The sequence below is a fragment of the Chromobacterium sp. W521 genome (genome assembly GCF_052805975.1).
This window is the reverse complement of record NZ_JBRBAF010000020.1, coordinates 19,469-37,684: the sequence shown is the minus strand read 5'-3', so window position 1 is coordinate 37,684 and position 18,216 is coordinate 19,469. Positions and strand designations below refer to the sequence as shown.

Genomic DNA, 18,216 nt, shown 5'->3' with positions numbered 1-18,216 from the left:
TTTGAACACCATCAGATGTTATCTCGGAAATTATGATGCGCATAGGCCTCCCTCCTGGTGGGAAGATTTCATAGTCTTCGTCAGCAATAAAAATCGGTGGTCGACATGCAAATGCCCACTTCCTATCATCAAGACGAGCCAAGTCAAAGACATCAGCGATTCTCCGCCCGTTGTGGTACAGGTGCATGATTAAAATATCTCCGTTTAATTGTGAGTTGGTGCCTGATTTGTGATAGGCCCAGTTTTGCCACCTAACATCGCCCGTGTGCTCTCACGCGGTGAGTCTGGATGGCGAAGAATTGCCTCGGACCTGCCATTTGAAAGGTCACTTCATGGGCTAGGTATCTCGTGGAGTATAGAGTGGAGAGGCCCAGTCGTTCCATTCCAACCAATGGTGAAAACCATCTGTCTCTCTGCCCCCCAAGTTGATAACCATCTCAACACCAAAGATGGAGATGGCGAGGTATACCTCTGAGGCACGGGTGAGCAAGATGTCGAACTCATGAAGCAGCTCGTATGATTCCTTTTCATCTTTGAACACGACATTGACCGGGTGTAGCGTTCTAGCAGTAAATGGCCAATTTGCTCCTTTATTGTAGCGCGCAAACCAACGCAGTTCGTCAAGTGCCGGGTGATCTACAAGCTCGTCATTCCAGCCAGGCACCGACAATGTTTTGAATGCAAGCACCTCGAGACCAACCTTAGCCAGAAACCGGCCCATTTCTCGATAGTTGGGTAGACCCGAACCATCTGTAGGCCGCCATGCTGGAATACGACCTCGCTTGTTTGGAACTGCCATGCTTTTCCGGAGGAGCCTGAGCATTGGCGATTCAAGTAACGGACGCTCTACCTTCCGCGCAAAATACTGGTTGCACCCGTCACACACAGAGCCAATAGGCAGAACGTGCTCAGTGTTGCCTAGCGATTCTGGAACAATGTGTTCCACAGACTTGCTCGCTGAAGAGTCCTGCTTGCAGAAGATACAACGCATAGTCTCTGAGACACCTAACAACGCTGTATTAAAACCCCATCTTGCCACCACCGAACTATCCCATCAACATATGACTTGCACTATTGGGTATCGGGCATGGTACGCTTTAAACACATCGATACCCTAGGCTGGTACCGCCCCGGCTTGATAGATTCGAGCGAGATCGGATCAACCCACCAGTGCTCGCCGGCACGGGGTGAACCACCAATTGCGGTAAGAACATCTCCCTGGAGCAGCTGGCTATACGCTTCTCTGCGAGCCCAAGTCTGGTTGCAACTTGCTCCAACGTCATGGCATGCAGTAGCCGGTTGGCCTGCGGCTCTACAGCTTGGAAATCGACCACGCCTCCTGTTCTACCACTATGGGCTCAACTCCACGAACCGGTATAGTGCCTAGCTGTTTAGTCTCTTATACGGTCAAGTGCTGCATCGTAGAGCGATTTCACAGGCTCCGGCATATGATTAGTCAAGCCGAACAACAGCTTGTATTGGCTGAATCTCTTTATCACCTCGGCTTTGTCGGCACCCTCAAGGTCCTGCGACATACTCTCCTTAAAGCAATCGGCCACGTCGGCGAAGACACTTTGCAGAACCGACTCCGGATAACCACGGGAGAGCAATGCGAGCGCCTCCGTGTAAAAGGTCGAATAATCTGGAATGCGTTCCTTCGAGCACCTATCGAGGAGATGTCTGAATTCACCAACGAGTGACTCGGCCTCTACCTCGAAGGTCGTTGCGTAGTTGCCAGGTTGCAAAATGATCTGACTGACCTCGTCGAACGCTCGCTCAATCACTTTGGCGGTCATGACGATGGCTTCGAAAGCCTCGTCTGTTTCGCACCTCTCGCGAAGTGAGCTCCGCAACGCGGCTATCCGCTGGGTCGTTGGAGGATGCACGCCATCAACAAAGTTAAGACCAATCCGCTCCATGACTCCCCAAATCTGCAGTGCTAACTCGGTGCCAGCATATGTGAGTGTGAGCCACATCTGATCGGCGCCTTCACTCTCGCCTATACAGGCGTTGAGGCTCAGGTGGAGCGCAGTGACATCGGCAAAGTGTTCTTCCATCGAATCGTCTAGTCGCTCAGTAAGCTCGAGCTCAGACATCATCCCCATCGCGAAGAGAACGTGTCCTAGCTCATGAGCAAGCAAGAAACGTTCGGCACGCATCGCGAGAATGTTCGCTAGGTGTTTTTGACCAACCGTTACCTCGTATTCAGGACCAAAGCTACCGCCAGTGTTCTGCAGCCACCAGAATACTTCAGCAATGATGCGCGCTAGCTCGGGCGTATCGATCCCAGTCACGTTGTCCGCCGTCGATCGAAACACTGCACTTGCGAGCGGCCGTGCAATACGATAAAGGAATTCAAATAGCCCGCTATGGAGAATGACGACAAATTGGTCGTCATCCAATCTTGTTACATGCGCGTTGGGCTCCTCAGCACCAATTTCGCCGACAACCAATCGGCCATCGGACAGAAGCTCCTGCGCGGCTGGTGGAAGTGAGCTCTGCAGTTCGCTCAAGAGATCCAGTACACGATCGTACAAATCTATATGGAGATTCTGGGCCAGGGGACCAAGCTCGCTCATCACCTCTTGGGTCCGGCCTGCCGGCAAGTCTCGCAGCGGATGCTGCTCGACTAGCGTCTGCAAGTACATCTGAGCGGCCGTCGGCATCATGCCTGCCGTTTCAATTTCAATTTGATTGCAGCTTGGCTACCCACCGTGGCCTTTCCCAGCAGTTCTACCCCACCTGTTGCCGTAACGGTTAGTGATAGCTCAATCTCGTCGATCACTGCGGTACCTTCGCCTATCGGCCCCCCATCCAGCAGGCCCGAGAATTGAGCAGCAAACCCTTTGATGCTTTCTCTGAGTACATCGCCGCTAAGTTCTACCGTCTTGCCGACTGCCGCGCGAGCCAAAGTCGGCAGTGCGGACTTGGTTCCCATCTCTTGGACGTCGTCGACCCAAACCTTCACCGTATCCATATCAATTCTCCCAAAATAACTTATTTGACCAAGATGCTATTTAAATGACATTTATCATGATTGCCAAGTGCTGATATTTCCAACACAGAGTCGCCCTGCTGTTTCGCCAGCGCAAGCCAGCACTCAACTGGCCCAGCGTTATGAAGTGTTTAGATCTGCACGACGGGACGCCTACCAGTTGACCGCTTTGCCGATGACCGAATGGCCTGAAGGAATTAGTTGAGCGCTTGCTTCGACCGAGCAGTAGGCTGACCACTTGCTGTAGAGGTCTTTCACCTTCAGCATAGGGGCCAGAAATGGCCAATCTTCACCGGAATCGGTGGTCAGTTGAGCCGGGATCTATTGGGTGGGGAAGCCCACCGCGCATTGGGTTAAGGCCCAGGAGGTGTGCTCCGGTTCATCAGTCCTGGCCTATGCTAGTGATGTATATCGTTTGGAATGGACTGGCTGAGTGCCTACTTGAGTGTCGACACCGGCCAAGCGGAGAAGAGAGGTATGATGTATGCTTAATTTTATGCGTGAGTTCATGCGCGCAGCGATGGAGGGGCCGCGTATCTACTTTGCTCCGCTTGTAGGTGCATTCAGGGCCATTCAGGAAGAGTACCGCCGTCGTTGAACTTCACTCGCTCCCTTGATTCCGTGTGTCTGTAGTAATCGCGTCCATGACCGATGCGAGTTCTTCCGATAAGTCATTGTGATGGCGTTTCAGGTAGCCTGAAATGGCCTCGTTGCGCATCAGTCGTGAGATGTAGCCTTTCGCAACGACCAGCACTAGCATGGTTTCACCCAGTGTCTCCTCTACTAACTGGTAATCGTGGTGGAGCTTTTCCATCTCCAGTTCCATATGCGCGATGTCTTCCGGCGTGACTTCCGTGTGCTTGGTCTTTTTCTTATCGACTAAAAGTTCAGGCCGTGTCGCAACCAAAATCATGTCGACATAGCTTTGGGTGTACCGATTGGCCGAGAGCATCATCTCCGCGGCCTCGATCTGGCGCATGGGCTTCATTTTGCGGAGCACGTGAAACACCTGCCGACCAATCATGCGGTCCTTGAGTAGTTCGACCACTTCCGGGGCAATGCCATCCAGCAGGTGTTGACGCTCATGGATACGGTCAACGTTGACATTGAGCACCTGGGCAATGCGTTCGGCTGGAACCCCTTTCTTGATCGCCGCCAGGATCATCTTGTGCTCCTGAATGGCACTGACTCGGTTGATCTGGCGGTTGTAGGTGAACCCTTCATCGTCGGTTGAAACCAGGCAAACAACTTCCTGATCCCCCAACTCTTTCAGAGCCTCAAGCCGTAAATGGCCATCCAGCAAGATAAAATGCTGGGCATCTCCGTTGATCCGCTTTTCCGGGTGCACGGCAAGCGGCTCGACAATACCGAGTTCACGGATAGAGGCCAGAATTGCTTGATATTTGACCGACTTCAGTACCTCCTGGCTGACCAGGCGAGTCGGCAAGATGCTCTGGATTGGAACCCTGATGGTTTCTGCCTCGAAACCCATCCGTACCTGTGTCATGCATGCCCCCCTCCACGTACCCGTTCCGCGAGTGGTTGCGGCATGTCTTGAATATTCTCTGCCCTGAGCAGGGTCAGGAAATGCTCGTCAGCCATCAGGCGGCGCAAGGCAGTGGTGACGAAAAGGAAGCGTTGGTCGTTAATCTCGGCCTTTTTGACCATCAGTTTTTGCCGCCGAACCTCAGCCTGGTAGGTCTTCAGTAGCTTTTGCGGTGTGACATTCTTGTCACCGTGGCGGTGCCAGCCTCGTCGATAGCCTTTGCCGAACGCCGTGCGTTGCGTAATCAGTCGTCGTACCCGCATCAGCTGGTCACCTTTGAGCAAGCCAGATTCGTAGGCCTGCATCATGGCACTTTGGATTTCGTCATCGCCCGATCGCGCAATCTCCGCGGCCATGGAAATCGACAGCCAGCCGCTTTCGACGGCGCCAATCAGGCGTTCCTCCCCCTGGCGCAACAAATAGATGATCGTGTTGATGTAGCTTGGGTCCAGTCCGGTCTTTTGCGCGATCTGTACATTGTTATAGCCCCGGTCCTCCAGAATCCGGACCGCATCCAGCAAGTCATGGTTGGAGTGCTTACGCCGAGCCAGATTTTCCACCAGACTGATCAGATAACGATCGACCTCGGAGGCCTGTACCACGACACAGGGAATCGCCTTCTCCCCCAACATCTGGTAAGCCTCGTAGCGACCCTGTCCGCAGATCAGGTCGTAGATCTGCCCCGTCTCGGCTGTGCCCCTTTCCGCAACGGTGATCGGCCGTTTCAGTCCGAGTGTGGCAATGTTTTCCACTAGGCGAGCAAAAATCTTCTTGTTGCGTACGCGCGGGTTGAGCACCCTGATCCGGTCAAGCTCGATTAGGCGGATCTCTGACTCGCCATTTACATGGTGCAAGGTAGGGAGTGCGAGTGTCATGACAGCATCTCCCGCAAGGATGTACGCCGAGCCAGCACAAACAACGGCTCCAGCGAGTCGAACCGGTAGATTTCCAGCCCGGCTTCGTTTTGCTGCGCCAAGGCCAGCTTGGTCATCGTCATATCGATTGCCGGCAACAGGTAGTAATCCAATGCCTGGTTGCCATCCGGGGACATGCGCACGGCAACGGTGATGTCGGGAAACAACCCGGTGTCGAAGCGGATGATCCAGCGGCTCGAGCCCGCTTGGGTCATCCTGCACCGGCTGAGCACCAGTGAGACGGTGAATTCTTCGTTGATGGTGAGCAGGCCGTTTTCTGGATCTGTCGTTACCCGCCCTCCCAAAGACCGGATGTGCTCAATGGTTTCCTCGACCAGATGAGGATACTGTTCACGTAAGCCGCGATTGATCTCGATGTAGCTGAAATCCCGATCTGGGGTATAACCGATCAGGGCATAGCACCGCAGCAGGCTCCCGAACCGGCTCTGATAGGCGCTGCTGGAGGGACAATTTTCGGCCTCGTCGATCACCAGGCCGGATAGGCTCCCCTGCTTCAGATACAGCTGGCGCAGCGCATCCAGCATTTCTTCGTCAGAGAGACGATACGAACGGGACTGGATGATGGCTTGGGCTGCATTGAACAGCGTTTTATTGACGATAGGTTCAAAGGCCCCATCAGCCCGTACCCACTGTTCCGGGCTGTTACGCACGCGTTGATTTTTTAGCTTGAACGAGCCGTGGTTCCAGACGTTGTTGCCGATGTATTTTTCGTTGATCAGCACCTGGTGCACCGTGCCACGTGTCCACGCTCGGCCTAGGTCTGTTGTTATGCCGCGCTGGTTCAGCATGTTGGCGATTTCTTGCTCGCTTCGCCCTTCCTCCACGAAGGTTCGGTAAATGTCCCCAATAATGGTCACCTCTTCCGCCGGGCCAGGGATCAGGATGATCCGGTCCGTCTGAATACTCTTGTGTTCTCCTCGCGTTAGCAGGGCTTTGGGTGCCCCGGTGTGATCAACCAACTGCCGACGCAATCCGTAACCGGCCGTTCCCCCTTGTCGATAGCCCCGTTCGATCAACCGTGCCTGGCCGGCAAACACCTTCACGGACAGCTCACGGCTGTATTCGCCAGCCATGGTGCGTTTGACGCTCTTGATGATGCTCGACACCGGGCTGCCGTCGTTGACGAACTGCTCGGCGCAGTATTGGACGGACACACCGGCATGCTTGCAGCGGATTTCATAACTGGCACTTTCATCGGGATCTTGGAAGCGCCCCCAGCGGCTCACGTCGTAGACCAGGATGGTGGAGTAGTCAGCGGCCCCTGTCTCGACGTCTTCCAGCAGGTTTTTCAGCGCATCACGGCCATCCAGGCGCAAGCCACTTTTTCCCTCGTCGGCGTAAGTGCGGACAATCTCTATGTTTCGTTGCTGTGCATACAGGAACAGGGCGGCAGCCTGATTTTCTGTGGAGTACTGCTGATGCTCGGTCGACATGCGGACGTATGCCGCCGCCCTGACAGGGTAGGGGTATGGCGTACTTCCTATGCGACTGCTCGACAAGTGGTTCATGACGAGCTCCTGCTTTACTGGCCGGTTCAACGGATGGTGGGCCTGGCGCTAGGCATCGATGAAGTGATTGCCGGCGTGGTGGCTCCATTTCTCAATTTAGCGGGAGGAATCGGAAAGATGTTGCCGAAAAAGTGCAAGGTTTTGCCGAATGGGCCGACAGAAGGCTCAGAAGTCGATTATGCCAATCAAATTTCAGTGGCTCTGCAAAAGGAGTTGGGACGATCCCATCGTGCAACAAAGACTGTGATGCGATGGACGGGAGCCAGCGAGCGAACAGTCAAAAACTGGATAACAGGGGAGCGAGGACCATCGGGGGACTACCTGGTGGCCTTGATTCGGAACTCGGACGAAGTGATGCAATGCATTTTGCATATGTCGGATAGACCCCAGGCGGTTGCTATCGCCAAGATCCCAGACATCGTCCGACTCATGTGTGAGGTTCTTGAGCTTTTCGGAAAGGCAGGACCTGACGATCCGACAAGACCAAGCCCAGAGACCAATTGTCTTCAACAACCGATGGAGGAGGATCGAGCTGGGAGTGACGCAGCCTGAGGGATGGATCCGAGACGCAAAATTTCGTTGTGAACAGGCTCTAGAAATACTGATGCACAAAATTTGGCGCCGGTGAGGCCAGTTGCACTAAATCTGGCATCACCCCAGACGACGCTGTGGCGCGAGACTTTGTAAGGGACTGATTTTTCTAGAACTGCAGTTGCACTTACTTTGGCGCGCTACGAGGATCCCACGAATATCTAGATTTTTGGGATTTCTAACACAGCCTGCGCTGTGAGAAGAATGGCCTCCAAGTTTGGGGGCCATTTTTACTGATGCTGATACGACGGAGGCGTTACAGCAGAAAGCCGCCCTTTCCGGGCGGCTTTTTACGCGGCATTGCCACAAGGTGGCGGATCTAAGCCGGCTTTAAGCCGCGCTCATGGCGGCGCCGGCCGGGGCCGTTACGGCGCCCAGGTCCTGGATGATGTCGTCAATCAGGCGGTCCAGCCGCTGGCTGTCGTGGTGGTGGGGCGTGGTGATCAGGTGGGCCGCGCCGCCGGATCGGGCCAGGCCGTGTTTGTTGCACACGGGTTCGGATGGGCTGGGGAACACCACGGTGATGGAGTTCTGGCAGCGCCAGGCCTGGATGCCGGCGGCCTGGAAGCGGTCTATCGCGTATTGGGCCATGTCCAGGCAGTGGCGCACTTTGCGACGCCATTCCGCCAGCGGCCGGCTCTTGATGGCCGCCCACAGCATCATGGGGGTGTGGCCGTTGCGGGAGCCACTGATGGTTTGGTCTCTGGCGGAGATGTAGTCGATTTCCACGGAGATGCGCGACACGTTGCTGCGCTTGGCCAGCACGATGCCGCACGGCATGGGCGAACCTATCATCTTGTGGCCGGACACGCTGATGGAGTCGATGCCGTCGGCGAAGGAGTAGGGCTGCGGGGCGTCGACAAAGGGCAGGATCATGCCGCTGAGCGCGGCGTCCGCGTGCAGGTAGTAGTCCCGCCGCGGGATGCCGGCCTGGGCCAGCTTGTCCTGGATAATGCCGATGTCGTCCACGGCGCCTTTCATGGTGGTGCCCACGTTGACGAAGACGATGGGATGGCGTTCCTGATCTTGTTGGATTTTGGCTACCAGGTCGTCGTAGTCGATTTCGCCGCTGGGCAGGGAGTCCACCGCGCGGGATTTGATGCGCAGCAGTTTGATGATCTTGGCCACGGAGTAGTGGCTGTCCTTGGAGTAGTACAGCGTGGCGTCCGGGAACAGTTCTCGGGCGAGGTAGCAGCCAAACATATTGCCTTCGGTGCCGCCGTTGGTCACGTAGCCCCAGCTTTCGTCAAAGGGGATGTGGAACAGTTCCGCAAAGAAGTGCATGACTTCGCGTTCGAAGTCGAAGGAGTTCAGCAGGTAGTTGCTGCTTTCGTTCCAGTCGCCGCAGTTGTTGATGGAGAAGCGCAGGAAGCGGTGCAAGGGGGTGTAGTCGAAGTCGGCTGACTCTGGGTAAGCAAGATTGAAATATTGGTGCTGCAAGCAGTACTGCCAAAAAGATTCGATACGGTTTTGGTCTAGAGAAGACAGCGACATGGGTGGCTCCGTGGTTTCTCAGAACCTGCTCACGATCCGCTGCGCGTCGACGGGATAGTTTAGACAGGGCGTTGAGATCACCCTCGAAATGCTCATGCACCCTGTGTGCATTCCGCTTTCTCAGCTGTTCTCGCCTTGTCTCACTTTGTCTTGTCTTGGCTCGCAAGATCGTGAATGGGTCCTCGGTGGGTGGGTATTGCTGGTGTTCTTCCTTGTTGGATGGGCGTGGGTTGGCACCCGGTTTTTGTCTGTTTTTGAGGTGTGAGGGCCGGCTCTGCGCGCCGGCCACTGCCGTTCTTCAAGCGCCCGCTTGCCGGGCATCCAGCAGCGCTTCCCAGTCCGCCAGCGTGGGGGAGCGGCTCAGTTCTTCCGTGCGCACGGGGATGCCGCGGGCGTTGAGTTCCGCGGCCAGCGTCATCAGGCGCAGGGAATCCAGGCCGTAATACATCAGGTTTTCCGTGGGGTTCAGTTCCCCGTCTTCCGCTATCAGTTGCCGTAGCCGGCTGTGCAGCCATTGGCGCGGGCTGGCGGCTTCCAATTGCCTTGGTTTTGCTGGCTTTTCATTCGTCATGAAGATTTCACCTTGATCATTGCATCACGCTAATGGTGTAAATTATAATCATTCGCATTTAGAGATGCCATATGGAGATGAAAGAAATGCAAGAAATCCATTTGTCAATTTTCAGGGGCGTGAAATGAGAGAGTTGACTTCAATGCAAGCGGCCTGCTGGATGGGTCGGGGCGATCATTCGGATCTGGGTGGCGTCTCTGCGCATTTGTATGCGGAGTTCGACGGCCAAGCCATTGATCTGCCGCGTTTGGTGGCCGCGCTGGGCAGGCTGGGCCGGGAGCACGGGATGCTGCGCGCCTGCGTAACGGCGGACGGCATGCAGGCGCTGGCGGCGGCGGACAAGGCGCCTCATTTGGAGGTGGAGGATTTCACCGCCTTGGAGGGCGAGGCGCTGGCGCAGCGCCTGGAAGCCAAGCGCCAGCAGTGGACACATCAGCGGCTTGACCTGGCAACGGGTCAAGCCGTTCGTTTTTCCATCAGCTTGTTTGGCGCGGGGGATAGCCGGCTGCATGTGGACGCGGACATGATCGCCGTGGACCCGTCCAGCTTCCGTGTGCTGATGGAGGATTTGGCGCTGTTTTACGAAGCCCCGGACGCGGAGCTGCCGCCCACGCCGTCTTTCTTTGAGTGGTGCGACCGGGCGCGGGACGAGCCCTGGCTCAAGGCGGCCCGGGAGCGGGACCGCGATTGGTGGCGCGAGCAATTGCCCAATATCGCGCTGGCGCCGTCCTTGCCGCGCCGGGCGGCGCCGGCGGGCGCGGCGTCCAGCCATCGCCTGTGCACCTGGCTGGCGCCGGAGCAGCGCCAGGCTTTGCGGCGCTTGGCCAAGGCGCAACGGCTGACGCTGTCCGGCCTGATGCTGGGCTTGTTCGCCCAGGCCTTGGGCGCGGCCACCGGGGACCGGCGCTTCCGGCTGAACGTGCCGGTGTTCTGGCGGCCGCCCTTGCTGGAGGGCGCGGAACGCATCATCGGGGAGTTTGCCAACCTGGTGTTGCTGGATGTGGATTTGGACGCGGCGCCAACTACGGGCGCGCTGTGCCGAAACCTGGCCGCGCAGTTGCTGGAGCGCGCCGGCCATTGCGCTTATCCGGGCGTCAACCTGATGCGGGATTTGTCCCGCCATCACCGTTCGCCGCAGATTGCGCCGGTGGTGTTCACCGCGGCGCTGGACATGCCGGGCGGGGAGCTGTTCTCGGAGCGGGTGCGGCGGGCCTTCGGCGCGATGAACTGGGTGATTTCGCAAGGGCCGCAGGTGGCGCTGGACGCGCAGATTGTCAGCGCGGACGGCGGGGTGTTGATCAATTGGGACATCCGTCTGGACGCCTTGCCACAAGACTGGGTTGCCCAGTTGTTCAACGATTTTGTGGCGCTGGCCACGGCGGTGGCGGCGGACCCGGCCGCGCTGGAGCGCCCGCTGGCGCAGCCGGAGGCGGAAACGCCGTTGACGGTGTTGCAGCAGGCGTATTTGCTGGGACGCACCGCGCAGCTGCCGCTGGGCGGGGTGGCGATGCAGGAATTCCGCGAATACCACGGCGCCATGGACCCGGCGTTGTTGCGCGCCCGGCTGGGCGAGATGGTGCGGCGTCATGATTGCCTGCGCACGGTGATAGACGTTGCGCGCTTGCGGCAGCGGGTCCGCGCGCAGCCGCGGGTGAATCTGCGCGAGGTGGATTTGCGCGCCTTGTCGCCGGCGGCGGCCCTGGAGCGGGTGGCGGCGGCTCGCGAGGATTACGCCCACGCGCTGTTTGATCTGGAGCACTCCCCGTGGGAGCTGACGCTGTTCCTGCTGCCGGACGGCTCCTTGACGGTGTTCGCGCGTTTTGACGCCTTGATCGTAGACGGCCGTTCCATCGCCGCGCTGATGCTGGAGCTGTTCCAGGGTGTGGTGGAGCCGAGCAGGCCGGCCGCCGCCACGGCTGCCGAGGTGTCCGCGGAAGCGCGCAAGGCGGACGCGCTGTATTGGAAAAACAAGCTGGCCGATTGCGGCGGCGCGCCGAGGCTGCCCTGGCGCAAGCCCTTGGATCAATTGGGCGTGGCGCGCTATGAGCGGCAAAGCCTGACGGTGAGCGCGGAGCGTTTCGAGCGGCTGAGCAAGCTGGGCAACGGCCAACGCTTTTTCAAGAACACCACGGTGATGGCGCTGGTGTTGGAGGTGCTGTCGCACTGGCTGGACGAGGGTGGCTTGTGCGTGGCGGTGCCGGTGGCGCCGCTGCCGTCCGGCGGTTTCTCCAACCGTTCCAGCTTCATCGCGGTGGCGTGGCAGGCGGGGCTGGACAGCCTGGCGGAGCGCGGCCGCCGCTTGCAGGCGGACGTGATGGAGGGCTTGCAGCATCTGGCCTTCTCCGGCGTGGACCTGGCGCGGATGTTGTTTGAAAGCCATGGCCCAGGCCCGGCGCTGCCGGTGGTGGTGACCAATGGCTTGTCGTGGCCGGCGGCGGCGGAGGGCGCAATGCGCCAGATAGGCGGGCTGACCCAGACGCCGCAGGTGGCGATGGATCTGCGCTTTTCCGCGCGGGCGGACGGCGCGCTGGTGTTTGACATCGACTACGCCCGCGACGCATTGGAGCCGGCGCTGGTGGGCGCGGTGCTGAGCGCGCTGGAGCAGGCCATCGAGCAGGTGGTGGACAGCGGCGTGTTCGAGGCGCCGGCCGGGCGGGTGCTGGATTACGGCCATTACCGGCTGAACAGCGTGGAAGCCGAGGCGCGGCGCGAGGATTTCCTCGGCCGCATCGCCGCCCATATTTTTGACCCGGACAACGCCAGGGTGGCGCTGATCAGCGGCCAGCGGCGGATACGCTACGGCGAACTGGGCGAGGCGGTGTCCCGGGCGATGGCGGCGCTGAAGGCGCGCGGAGTGAGCGCGGGCCAGGTGGTGGCGGTATGCCTGCCGCGCAGCCCGGAGCACACCATCCTCACCCTGGCGTGCGCCTTCAGCGGCGTGGTGTGGGTGCCGATAGACGCGGCGTCCCCGGAGGAGCGGCTGCGTTATCTGCTGGATAACTGCCGGCCAAACCTGGTGGTGGCGGCCCAGCCCTTGCCGACGGAGCATGCGCGGGCCACGCCGGAACAACTGCTGGCCGAGCCCGCTCCGCTCGCCGCGCGCGGCGGCTGGCAGGCGCTGTCCCTGAGCGAGACGCCGGCGTATTACCTGTACACCTCGGGCACCACCGGCAAGCCCAAGTGCGTGGTGTTGTGCAACCGGGCCACGGCCAATGTCATTGGCTCCACGCTGGAACACTGGCAGGTGAGCCAGCGCGATGTGTGCATGTCGGTGACGCCGCTGCATCACGATATGTCGGTGTTCGACGTGCTGGGCAGCCTGAGCGCCGGCGCCACGCTGGTGTTGCCGGAGGCGGGCGAGGAGAAGGACGCGATGCGCTGGAACCAACTGGTGGACGAGCACGGCGTCACGCTGTGGTGCACGGTGCCGGCCATGCTGGAGATGTTGCTGTCTTGCCGGCGGGAAGGCGGGCTGCAAAGCCTGCGGCTGGTGGCCCAGGGCGGGGATTACATCAAGCCGTCCATCATCGCGGATTTGCGCGCCGCCCTGCCGGCGGCGCGGCTGCTGTCCTTGGGCGGGCCGACGGAAACCACGATCTGGAGCATCTGGCACGACATCCTCGCCGAGGATTGCGCCAAGGTGCCCTATGGCCGGCCTCTGCCCGGCAACCGCTATTGGCTGCTGAACGAGCGCGGCGAGCATTGCCCGGCCGGCGTGGCCGGCCGCATCCACACCGCCGGCGTCAATCTGGCGCTGGGCTATCTGGAAAACGGCGAGCTGACCCAGCACGACTTCGTCACGGTGCGGGACGAGGCCGGCCAGGAGGCGCGGGCCTTCCGCACGAGCGACTGCGGCCGCTACCGGCCGGACGGGGTGATGATGTTCGACAGCCGGGTGAACGGCTACGTCAAGGTGCGCGGCGTGCGGGTGTCGCTGCCGGACATCGAGATGGAGCTGATCAAGCATCCTTCGCTAGCCCATGTGCTGGTGGTGGATGTGGGCGACGAGCGGCAGGGGGAGCTGGGCATAGGCGCGCTTTACGTGGCCAAGCCCGGCGCGGAGGCGAGCGCGGCGGATCTGCGCGAGCACGCCCGCCGTGTCCTGCCGCAATCCCATGTGCCCACGCGCTTCCTGCGGGTGGAGCAGCTGCCCTTGTCGCAAAACGGCAAGCCGGACCGCCGCGGCGCGCGCGCGCTGTTGCAGGCGCCGGCCCAGGTTCCGGCTCAGAACCCTGTGGCGCCGCCCGCGCCCGCTGCCGCCGTTGCCGAGGCACCGGCCCCGGCGACACGGCACCGGCGCCCGGTGCTGGACATTTATCTGGGCGTGCTGGGGCGTTCCTATCAGGAGCTGGCCGACGAGTTGCTGGATTTCAGCAGCATGGGCTTGCTGCCGCAGCATCTGAAAGCCATTGCGGCGCGCATGCGGGAAACCTTCGCCGTGGAGCTGTCGCCCGGACAGCTGCTGCGTTGCCGCAATGTGGCGGATGTGGAGCGTTTGCTGGTGGCTGGTCAGCCTTGATCAAACTCATCCCGGGGCGGTTTCTCTGCCCTGGGGACAACCGATAGAACCTTGGGAGTTTTTCGTATATGGAAATGGCGAACGTAGATGTTGCCGGCGTTGGCATCGGGCCGTTCAATCTGGGCTTGGCGGCCTTGTTGTCGCGCCACTCGGACATCAAAGGAGTGTTTCTGGAGCGCAAACCGGCGTTTCGCTGGCATGAGGGTTTGCTGTTGCCGGGCACCACGCTGCAAGTGCCGTTCCTGGCCGACTTGGTCACGCTGGCGGACCCCACGCATCCGCTCAGCTATCTGAACTATCTGCACCAGCACGACAGGCTTTACCAGTTCTACTACTACGACAACACCCTGGTGCCGCGCATCGAATACGACGATTACTGCCGCTGGGCCGCGCAGCAGTTGCCGGCCTGCCGTTTTGGCGAGGAGGTGCGGGACGTGACTTACGACGCGGGCGCGGGGCGTTTTGTGGTGGACAGCGAATCGGCGTCCGGCGGGATGCGCCGCTATGCCGGCCGCGATTTGGTGGTGGGGGTGGGCACTTCGCCGTGGCTGCCGGCGTGGGCGCGCGCCAGCCGCCACCCGCGGGTCATCCATTCCGCCCAGTTCATCCCCAATCAACAGGCGCTGTCGCAATGCCGGCGCGTCACCGTGATCGGCTCCGGCCAGAGCGCGGCGGAGTGCGTGCTGGCGTTGTTCCGCGAGCTGAGCCCGGAACAGGTGGCGGCCGGGGCCTCCATTCAGTGGATCACGCGCGCGCCGGGCTTCCACCCGATGGAGTTTTCCAAGCTGGGGCAGGAGTGCTTCACCCCGGCTTATATGCAGTACTTCCACAGCATTCCGCGGGAGAAGCGCCGCGAGGTGGTGGCCGGCCAGGGCCTGCTGTACAAGGGCATCAGCTTCTCCACCATCGGCGATATCTTCGACTTGCTCTACGAGCGTTCGATAGGCGGCCGCGATCCGGGCCTGAAGCTGTATTCCAATTGCGATGTGGAAGCGCTGGAGGAACTGGGCGCGGACGGCGCGCTGCGCATGACTTGCCATCACCGGCAACTGGGCCAGCGCTGCCAACTGGAGACCGACGCCATCGTGGCCGCCACCGGCTACGCGCATGCTTGGCCGCAGTGGTTTGAGCGGCTGAAGGAGACGGTGCTGGAGGTGGACCCGCAGGGCGATTGCATCGTGGAGGAGGATTTCACCGCCCGCCGCCGTGATCAGGGGCCGGGCCGGGTCTTTGTGCAGAACGCGGAGATTTTCCAGCACGGGGTGGGTTCGCCGGACCTGGGCATAGGCCCGATCCGCAACGCGGCCATCATCAATCAGTTGCTGGGCCAGCCGCGTTATCGCCTGCCGCAGCGTTCGGCGTTCCAGCATTATGGGCTGCCGCAGGGGTAGCTTGTTTCTGGCTAGCGGGTTTTGAATCCGCTGCGCGAAAGAAAGATCGAAAACGGGTTCTGAAGCCGAATGGAATTGACGCCCCCGCTCTCGTTTGAGGGCGGGGGCGTCAGGCTTTGCGCGCCTTATCACCGGCGCGCAGCGGACATGGAACAGGCCTTAGCCCAGCAGCTCTTCTAGCCTCCGCTCGCTGGCGTCGCCCGCGCTCAAGAGCGCGAACAAGCGGTGCAGCGTGGCGCAGATGGCCTCGAGCTGGGCGGCGGAGTAGCGCTCCGCGCGGTAGGTGATGACCAGGCGCAGCGAGCAGTCGTGCGCGTCTTCCATGATCTCGAACTGCAGGCCGAACATGGATTCGCTCTTGTCCGGGTCGATCTGGCGGTAGCGGATCTCGCCGCCGTCCGGGGCCGGCAGCGCGCCGTTGAGCGCGTTGTTGGCGTGAACCTGGATGTAGACGTCGAACAGCAGGCCGTCCGCCGGCGTCATGCCCAGCGCGTTTTGCACCAGTTCCAGCGGAATGTCGGCGTAGGCCATGGAGTCGTTGATGGTCAGGGTCACGTCCTTGAGCAGGCTGCCCAGCGACTGCCGGCGGTCGAAGCGCACCCGGTGCGCCACCATGGTGGTGAAGTAGCCGACGGTGTCGAAATACGCCGCGTCGGTGCGGCCGGAGGACGAGGTGCCGATCACGATTTCCGGCAGATCGCCCAGCTTATGCAGGGCCAGCGCGATGGCGGTGTAGACCACGCTGAACAGCGAGGAATCGTGACGTTTGGCGAAAGCGGTGATGGCTTCCAGCGCGCCCGGCTCGGGCTTGAACTCCAGCCATTTGGCTTTGAAGCCGGCGGGCTGGTTGGGCGCGGCGGCCGACGCGGCCGGGTCCGGCAGGCGCAGGCCCGGCGTGGCGCCGCGCAACATCGAGGTCCAGTAGTCCATGTGGCGCGGGTTGACGCCCTGGCTCTGTTGTTCCAGCGCGAAGGCGTGGAAGGAGGGTGCCGGGGCGGTCCATCGCGGCGCCTGCCCGGCGGCGCGGGCGCGATAGGCCAGCGCCAGCTCGTCCATCATCACATTCAGCGACCATTCGTCGATTGCCATGTGGTGCACCAGGAAGGACAAGGTCTGGCGGCCGGTGGCCGGGTGGCGCAGGAAGCGTATCCGCAGCGGCAGTTCGCGGCCCAGGTCGAAGCGGTGGGCGGCTTCGTCGGCCAGCGTCAGCCCTTCGCCCTCCGCGCTGCTCCAGAACCACTTGTACCCGCCGATTTCCGTCAGCGGCACGATGCGCTGGAGCGCGGCGCCGTCTTCTTCATGGAAGGTGGTGCGCAGGCTGGCATGGCGTTCCAGCAAGTCCGTGAAGGCCAGGCGGAACAGGTTTTCATCCACCGGGTCCAGGAAATCCAGCGCGAAAGGCAGGTTGAAGATGGTGCCGAAGTCGTAGGCGGCGTAGGCGCGCCACAGCGAGGCCTGCGCCAGCGCCAGTGGGGCTTGGCGGACTTCGCCGGACGGCGCGGCCTGTCGGCGTTGTTCGCTGACGGTGGCGCGGGCGGCCAGCGCGGCGGCGGTGGGGGCTTCAAAGAAGTCGTTGAAGCGGATCTGAATGCCGTGCTTGCTTTGCAGGGTGCCGATGATGCGGGTGGCCAGCAGGGAATGGCCGCCGAAATCGAAGAAGTTGTCGTCCGGCTTCATGCCGGGTTCGGCCAGCACGGCGCGCAGTTCGCCCAGGATGACGGCGGCGACCGCGTCCACGCCATCGGCTGCGGGCTGGCCGGCCGCCGGCGGGCGGTCAGCGGCTCCGCCGGCCTCTAGCGGCGTCAGGGTCAGCGGCCGGCGCGTGGGCTCCAGTTGCTGATAACCCTGGGTCAGCGCGTCCGCCAAGGCGTTGAACGGCTGGGCGGGGTCCAGGATAGGGTGCAGGCTCAAGGCCAGCACGGCGCTGTGCTCGGTATGGATGATCAGGGCCTGGAACGGCGGCTGCGTTGCCGCGTCCCAAGGTGCCGCGCGCAGCGCCTGCAGGCGGTCGGCCAGTTCGGCTTCCTTCATACGGGGGAAGGCGATGCAAGGGTGCCAGCCGTCCATGTGGGATTTGCACAGATCGCCGTCGTCGCTGAACTCGTAACGGGCGTTCAGCTCCGGCCGGGCCTGGATCAGCTGTTGCAGCGCCAGGGTGAGCAGGGCGAGGTCCGTCTGCGGGTCCAGCCGCCAGGCGTCGATGTGGCGGCTCAGGCGTTCCGGGTGCTGCTGCTGCAATAGCCAGCATTGTTCTTCGTGAAGGCTCAGGGACAGGCGCTGCGACGGGATGTCGGGGTGGGGGTGCGACAAGGGTAGTCTCCTTCTGGAATTCAACGGCCAATAATCGTTGCGGGCGGCGACTGGAGTTGCTTGGTGGTCGCCTGTTCTCTAGGGCGTCGTCGGGAGATGACGGCCCTGGGAATGGGTGCGGCTGGTTCTTGCGATGAGATGTTTACGGCATGGACGGCGACGGGATTCCGGCCGTTTCAGTCATGGCCCCATCGGGCTGAGGGGACGCTTATACGTCATGCCCGGCGGCCGTAAACTGGCTTTTCGGCATAATTAATGCAAAAGACATTGTGTGTTTGCGTTGAGTATGACGTATTGACAATGTCGATGATAATAATAAAAATGATTATCATTTGCAAATTCAAGTGAAAAGGAGA

General features: G+C 60.7%; 11 protein-coding genes and 1 pseudogene. 2 read left to right on the top strand and 10 right to left on the bottom strand.

The annotated features are described in order from the left end of the window. Positions 1–337: 337 nt before the first annotated feature. From ACUXV1_RS21935 to ACUXV1_RS21895, 9 genes and pseudogenes are all read right to left on the bottom strand, one after another. Entirely contained in the window at positions 338–799 is a 462-nt protein-coding gene (locus ACUXV1_RS21935; protein WP_446016587.1) for a hypothetical protein, read from the bottom strand. A 42-nt stretch (positions 800–841) separates the two neighbouring features. Continuing rightward, positions 842–991 (bottom strand): annotated as a pseudogene (locus ACUXV1_RS21930) (HNH endonuclease); the annotation flags it as partial. Between the two features lie 400 nt (positions 992–1,391). Next, positions 1,392–2,669, bottom strand: coding sequence for a hypothetical protein (locus tag ACUXV1_RS21925; RefSeq protein WP_446016553.1), 1,278 nt, complete (start codon positions 2,667–2,669; stop codon positions 1,392–1,394). Beyond that, the gene (locus ACUXV1_RS21920; protein WP_203390248.1) at positions 2,666–2,977 is read right to left on the bottom strand and encodes a Pepco domain-containing protein; all 312 of its coding nucleotides are present in this window, start codon (positions 2,975–2,977) and stop codon (positions 2,666–2,668) included. The genes ACUXV1_RS21925 and ACUXV1_RS21920 overlap by 4 nt, the downstream gene beginning before the upstream one ends. A 619-nt stretch (positions 2,978–3,596) precedes the next feature. Further along, positions 3,597–4,502, bottom strand: a complete 906-nt coding sequence (locus ACUXV1_RS21915) for a plasmid partitioning protein RepB C-terminal domain-containing protein (RefSeq protein ID WP_203390247.1) — start codon at positions 4,500–4,502, stop codon at positions 3,597–3,599. Further along, positions 4,499–5,416, bottom strand: coding sequence for a plasmid partitioning protein RepB C-terminal domain-containing protein (locus ACUXV1_RS21910; RefSeq protein WP_203390246.1), 918 nt, complete (start codon positions 5,414–5,416; stop codon positions 4,499–4,501). Before ACUXV1_RS21910 ends, ACUXV1_RS21915 begins: the two co-directional genes overlap by 4 nt. Continuing rightward, positions 5,413–6,984, bottom strand: a complete 1,572-nt coding sequence (locus ACUXV1_RS21905; protein ID WP_446016556.1) for a recombinase family protein — start codon at positions 6,982–6,984, stop codon at positions 5,413–5,415. The genes ACUXV1_RS21910 and ACUXV1_RS21905 overlap by 4 nt, the downstream gene beginning before the upstream one ends. Before the next feature lie 921 nt (positions 6,985–7,905). Beyond that, positions 7,906–9,069: a histidine decarboxylase gene (locus tag ACUXV1_RS21900; RefSeq protein WP_249605367.1), complete on the bottom strand. Its 1,164-nt coding sequence runs from the start codon at positions 9,067–9,069 to the stop codon at positions 7,906–7,908. A gap of 298 nt (positions 9,070–9,367) precedes the next feature. Further along, positions 9,368–9,640 (bottom strand): phosphopantetheine-binding protein, encoded by a 273-nt coding sequence (locus ACUXV1_RS21895; protein WP_446016558.1) that lies wholly within the window; start codon positions 9,638–9,640, stop codon positions 9,368–9,370. A 124-nt stretch (positions 9,641–9,764) separates the two neighbouring features. Between ACUXV1_RS21895 and ACUXV1_RS21890 the strand changes: the two genes are divergently transcribed. Beyond that, on the top strand, positions 9,765–14,159 hold the full coding sequence (locus tag ACUXV1_RS21890) for an amino acid adenylation domain-containing protein (RefSeq protein ID WP_446016560.1): 4,395 nt from the start codon (positions 9,765–9,767) through the stop codon (positions 14,157–14,159). A gap of 68 nt (positions 14,160–14,227) precedes the next feature. After that, on the top strand, positions 14,228–15,550 hold the full coding sequence (gene basC, locus ACUXV1_RS21885; protein WP_446016835.1) for a putative histamine N-monooxygenase: 1,323 nt from the start codon (positions 14,228–14,230) through the stop codon (positions 15,548–15,550). 159 nt (positions 15,551–15,709) lie between these two features. Here the strand turns inward: basC and ACUXV1_RS21880 are convergent, their stop codons facing one another. Beyond that, on the bottom strand, positions 15,710–17,860 hold the full coding sequence (locus ACUXV1_RS21880; protein ID WP_446016564.1) for a condensation domain-containing protein: 2,151 nt from the start codon (positions 17,858–17,860) through the stop codon (positions 15,710–15,712). Between the last annotated feature and the right edge of the window lie 356 nt (positions 17,861–18,216).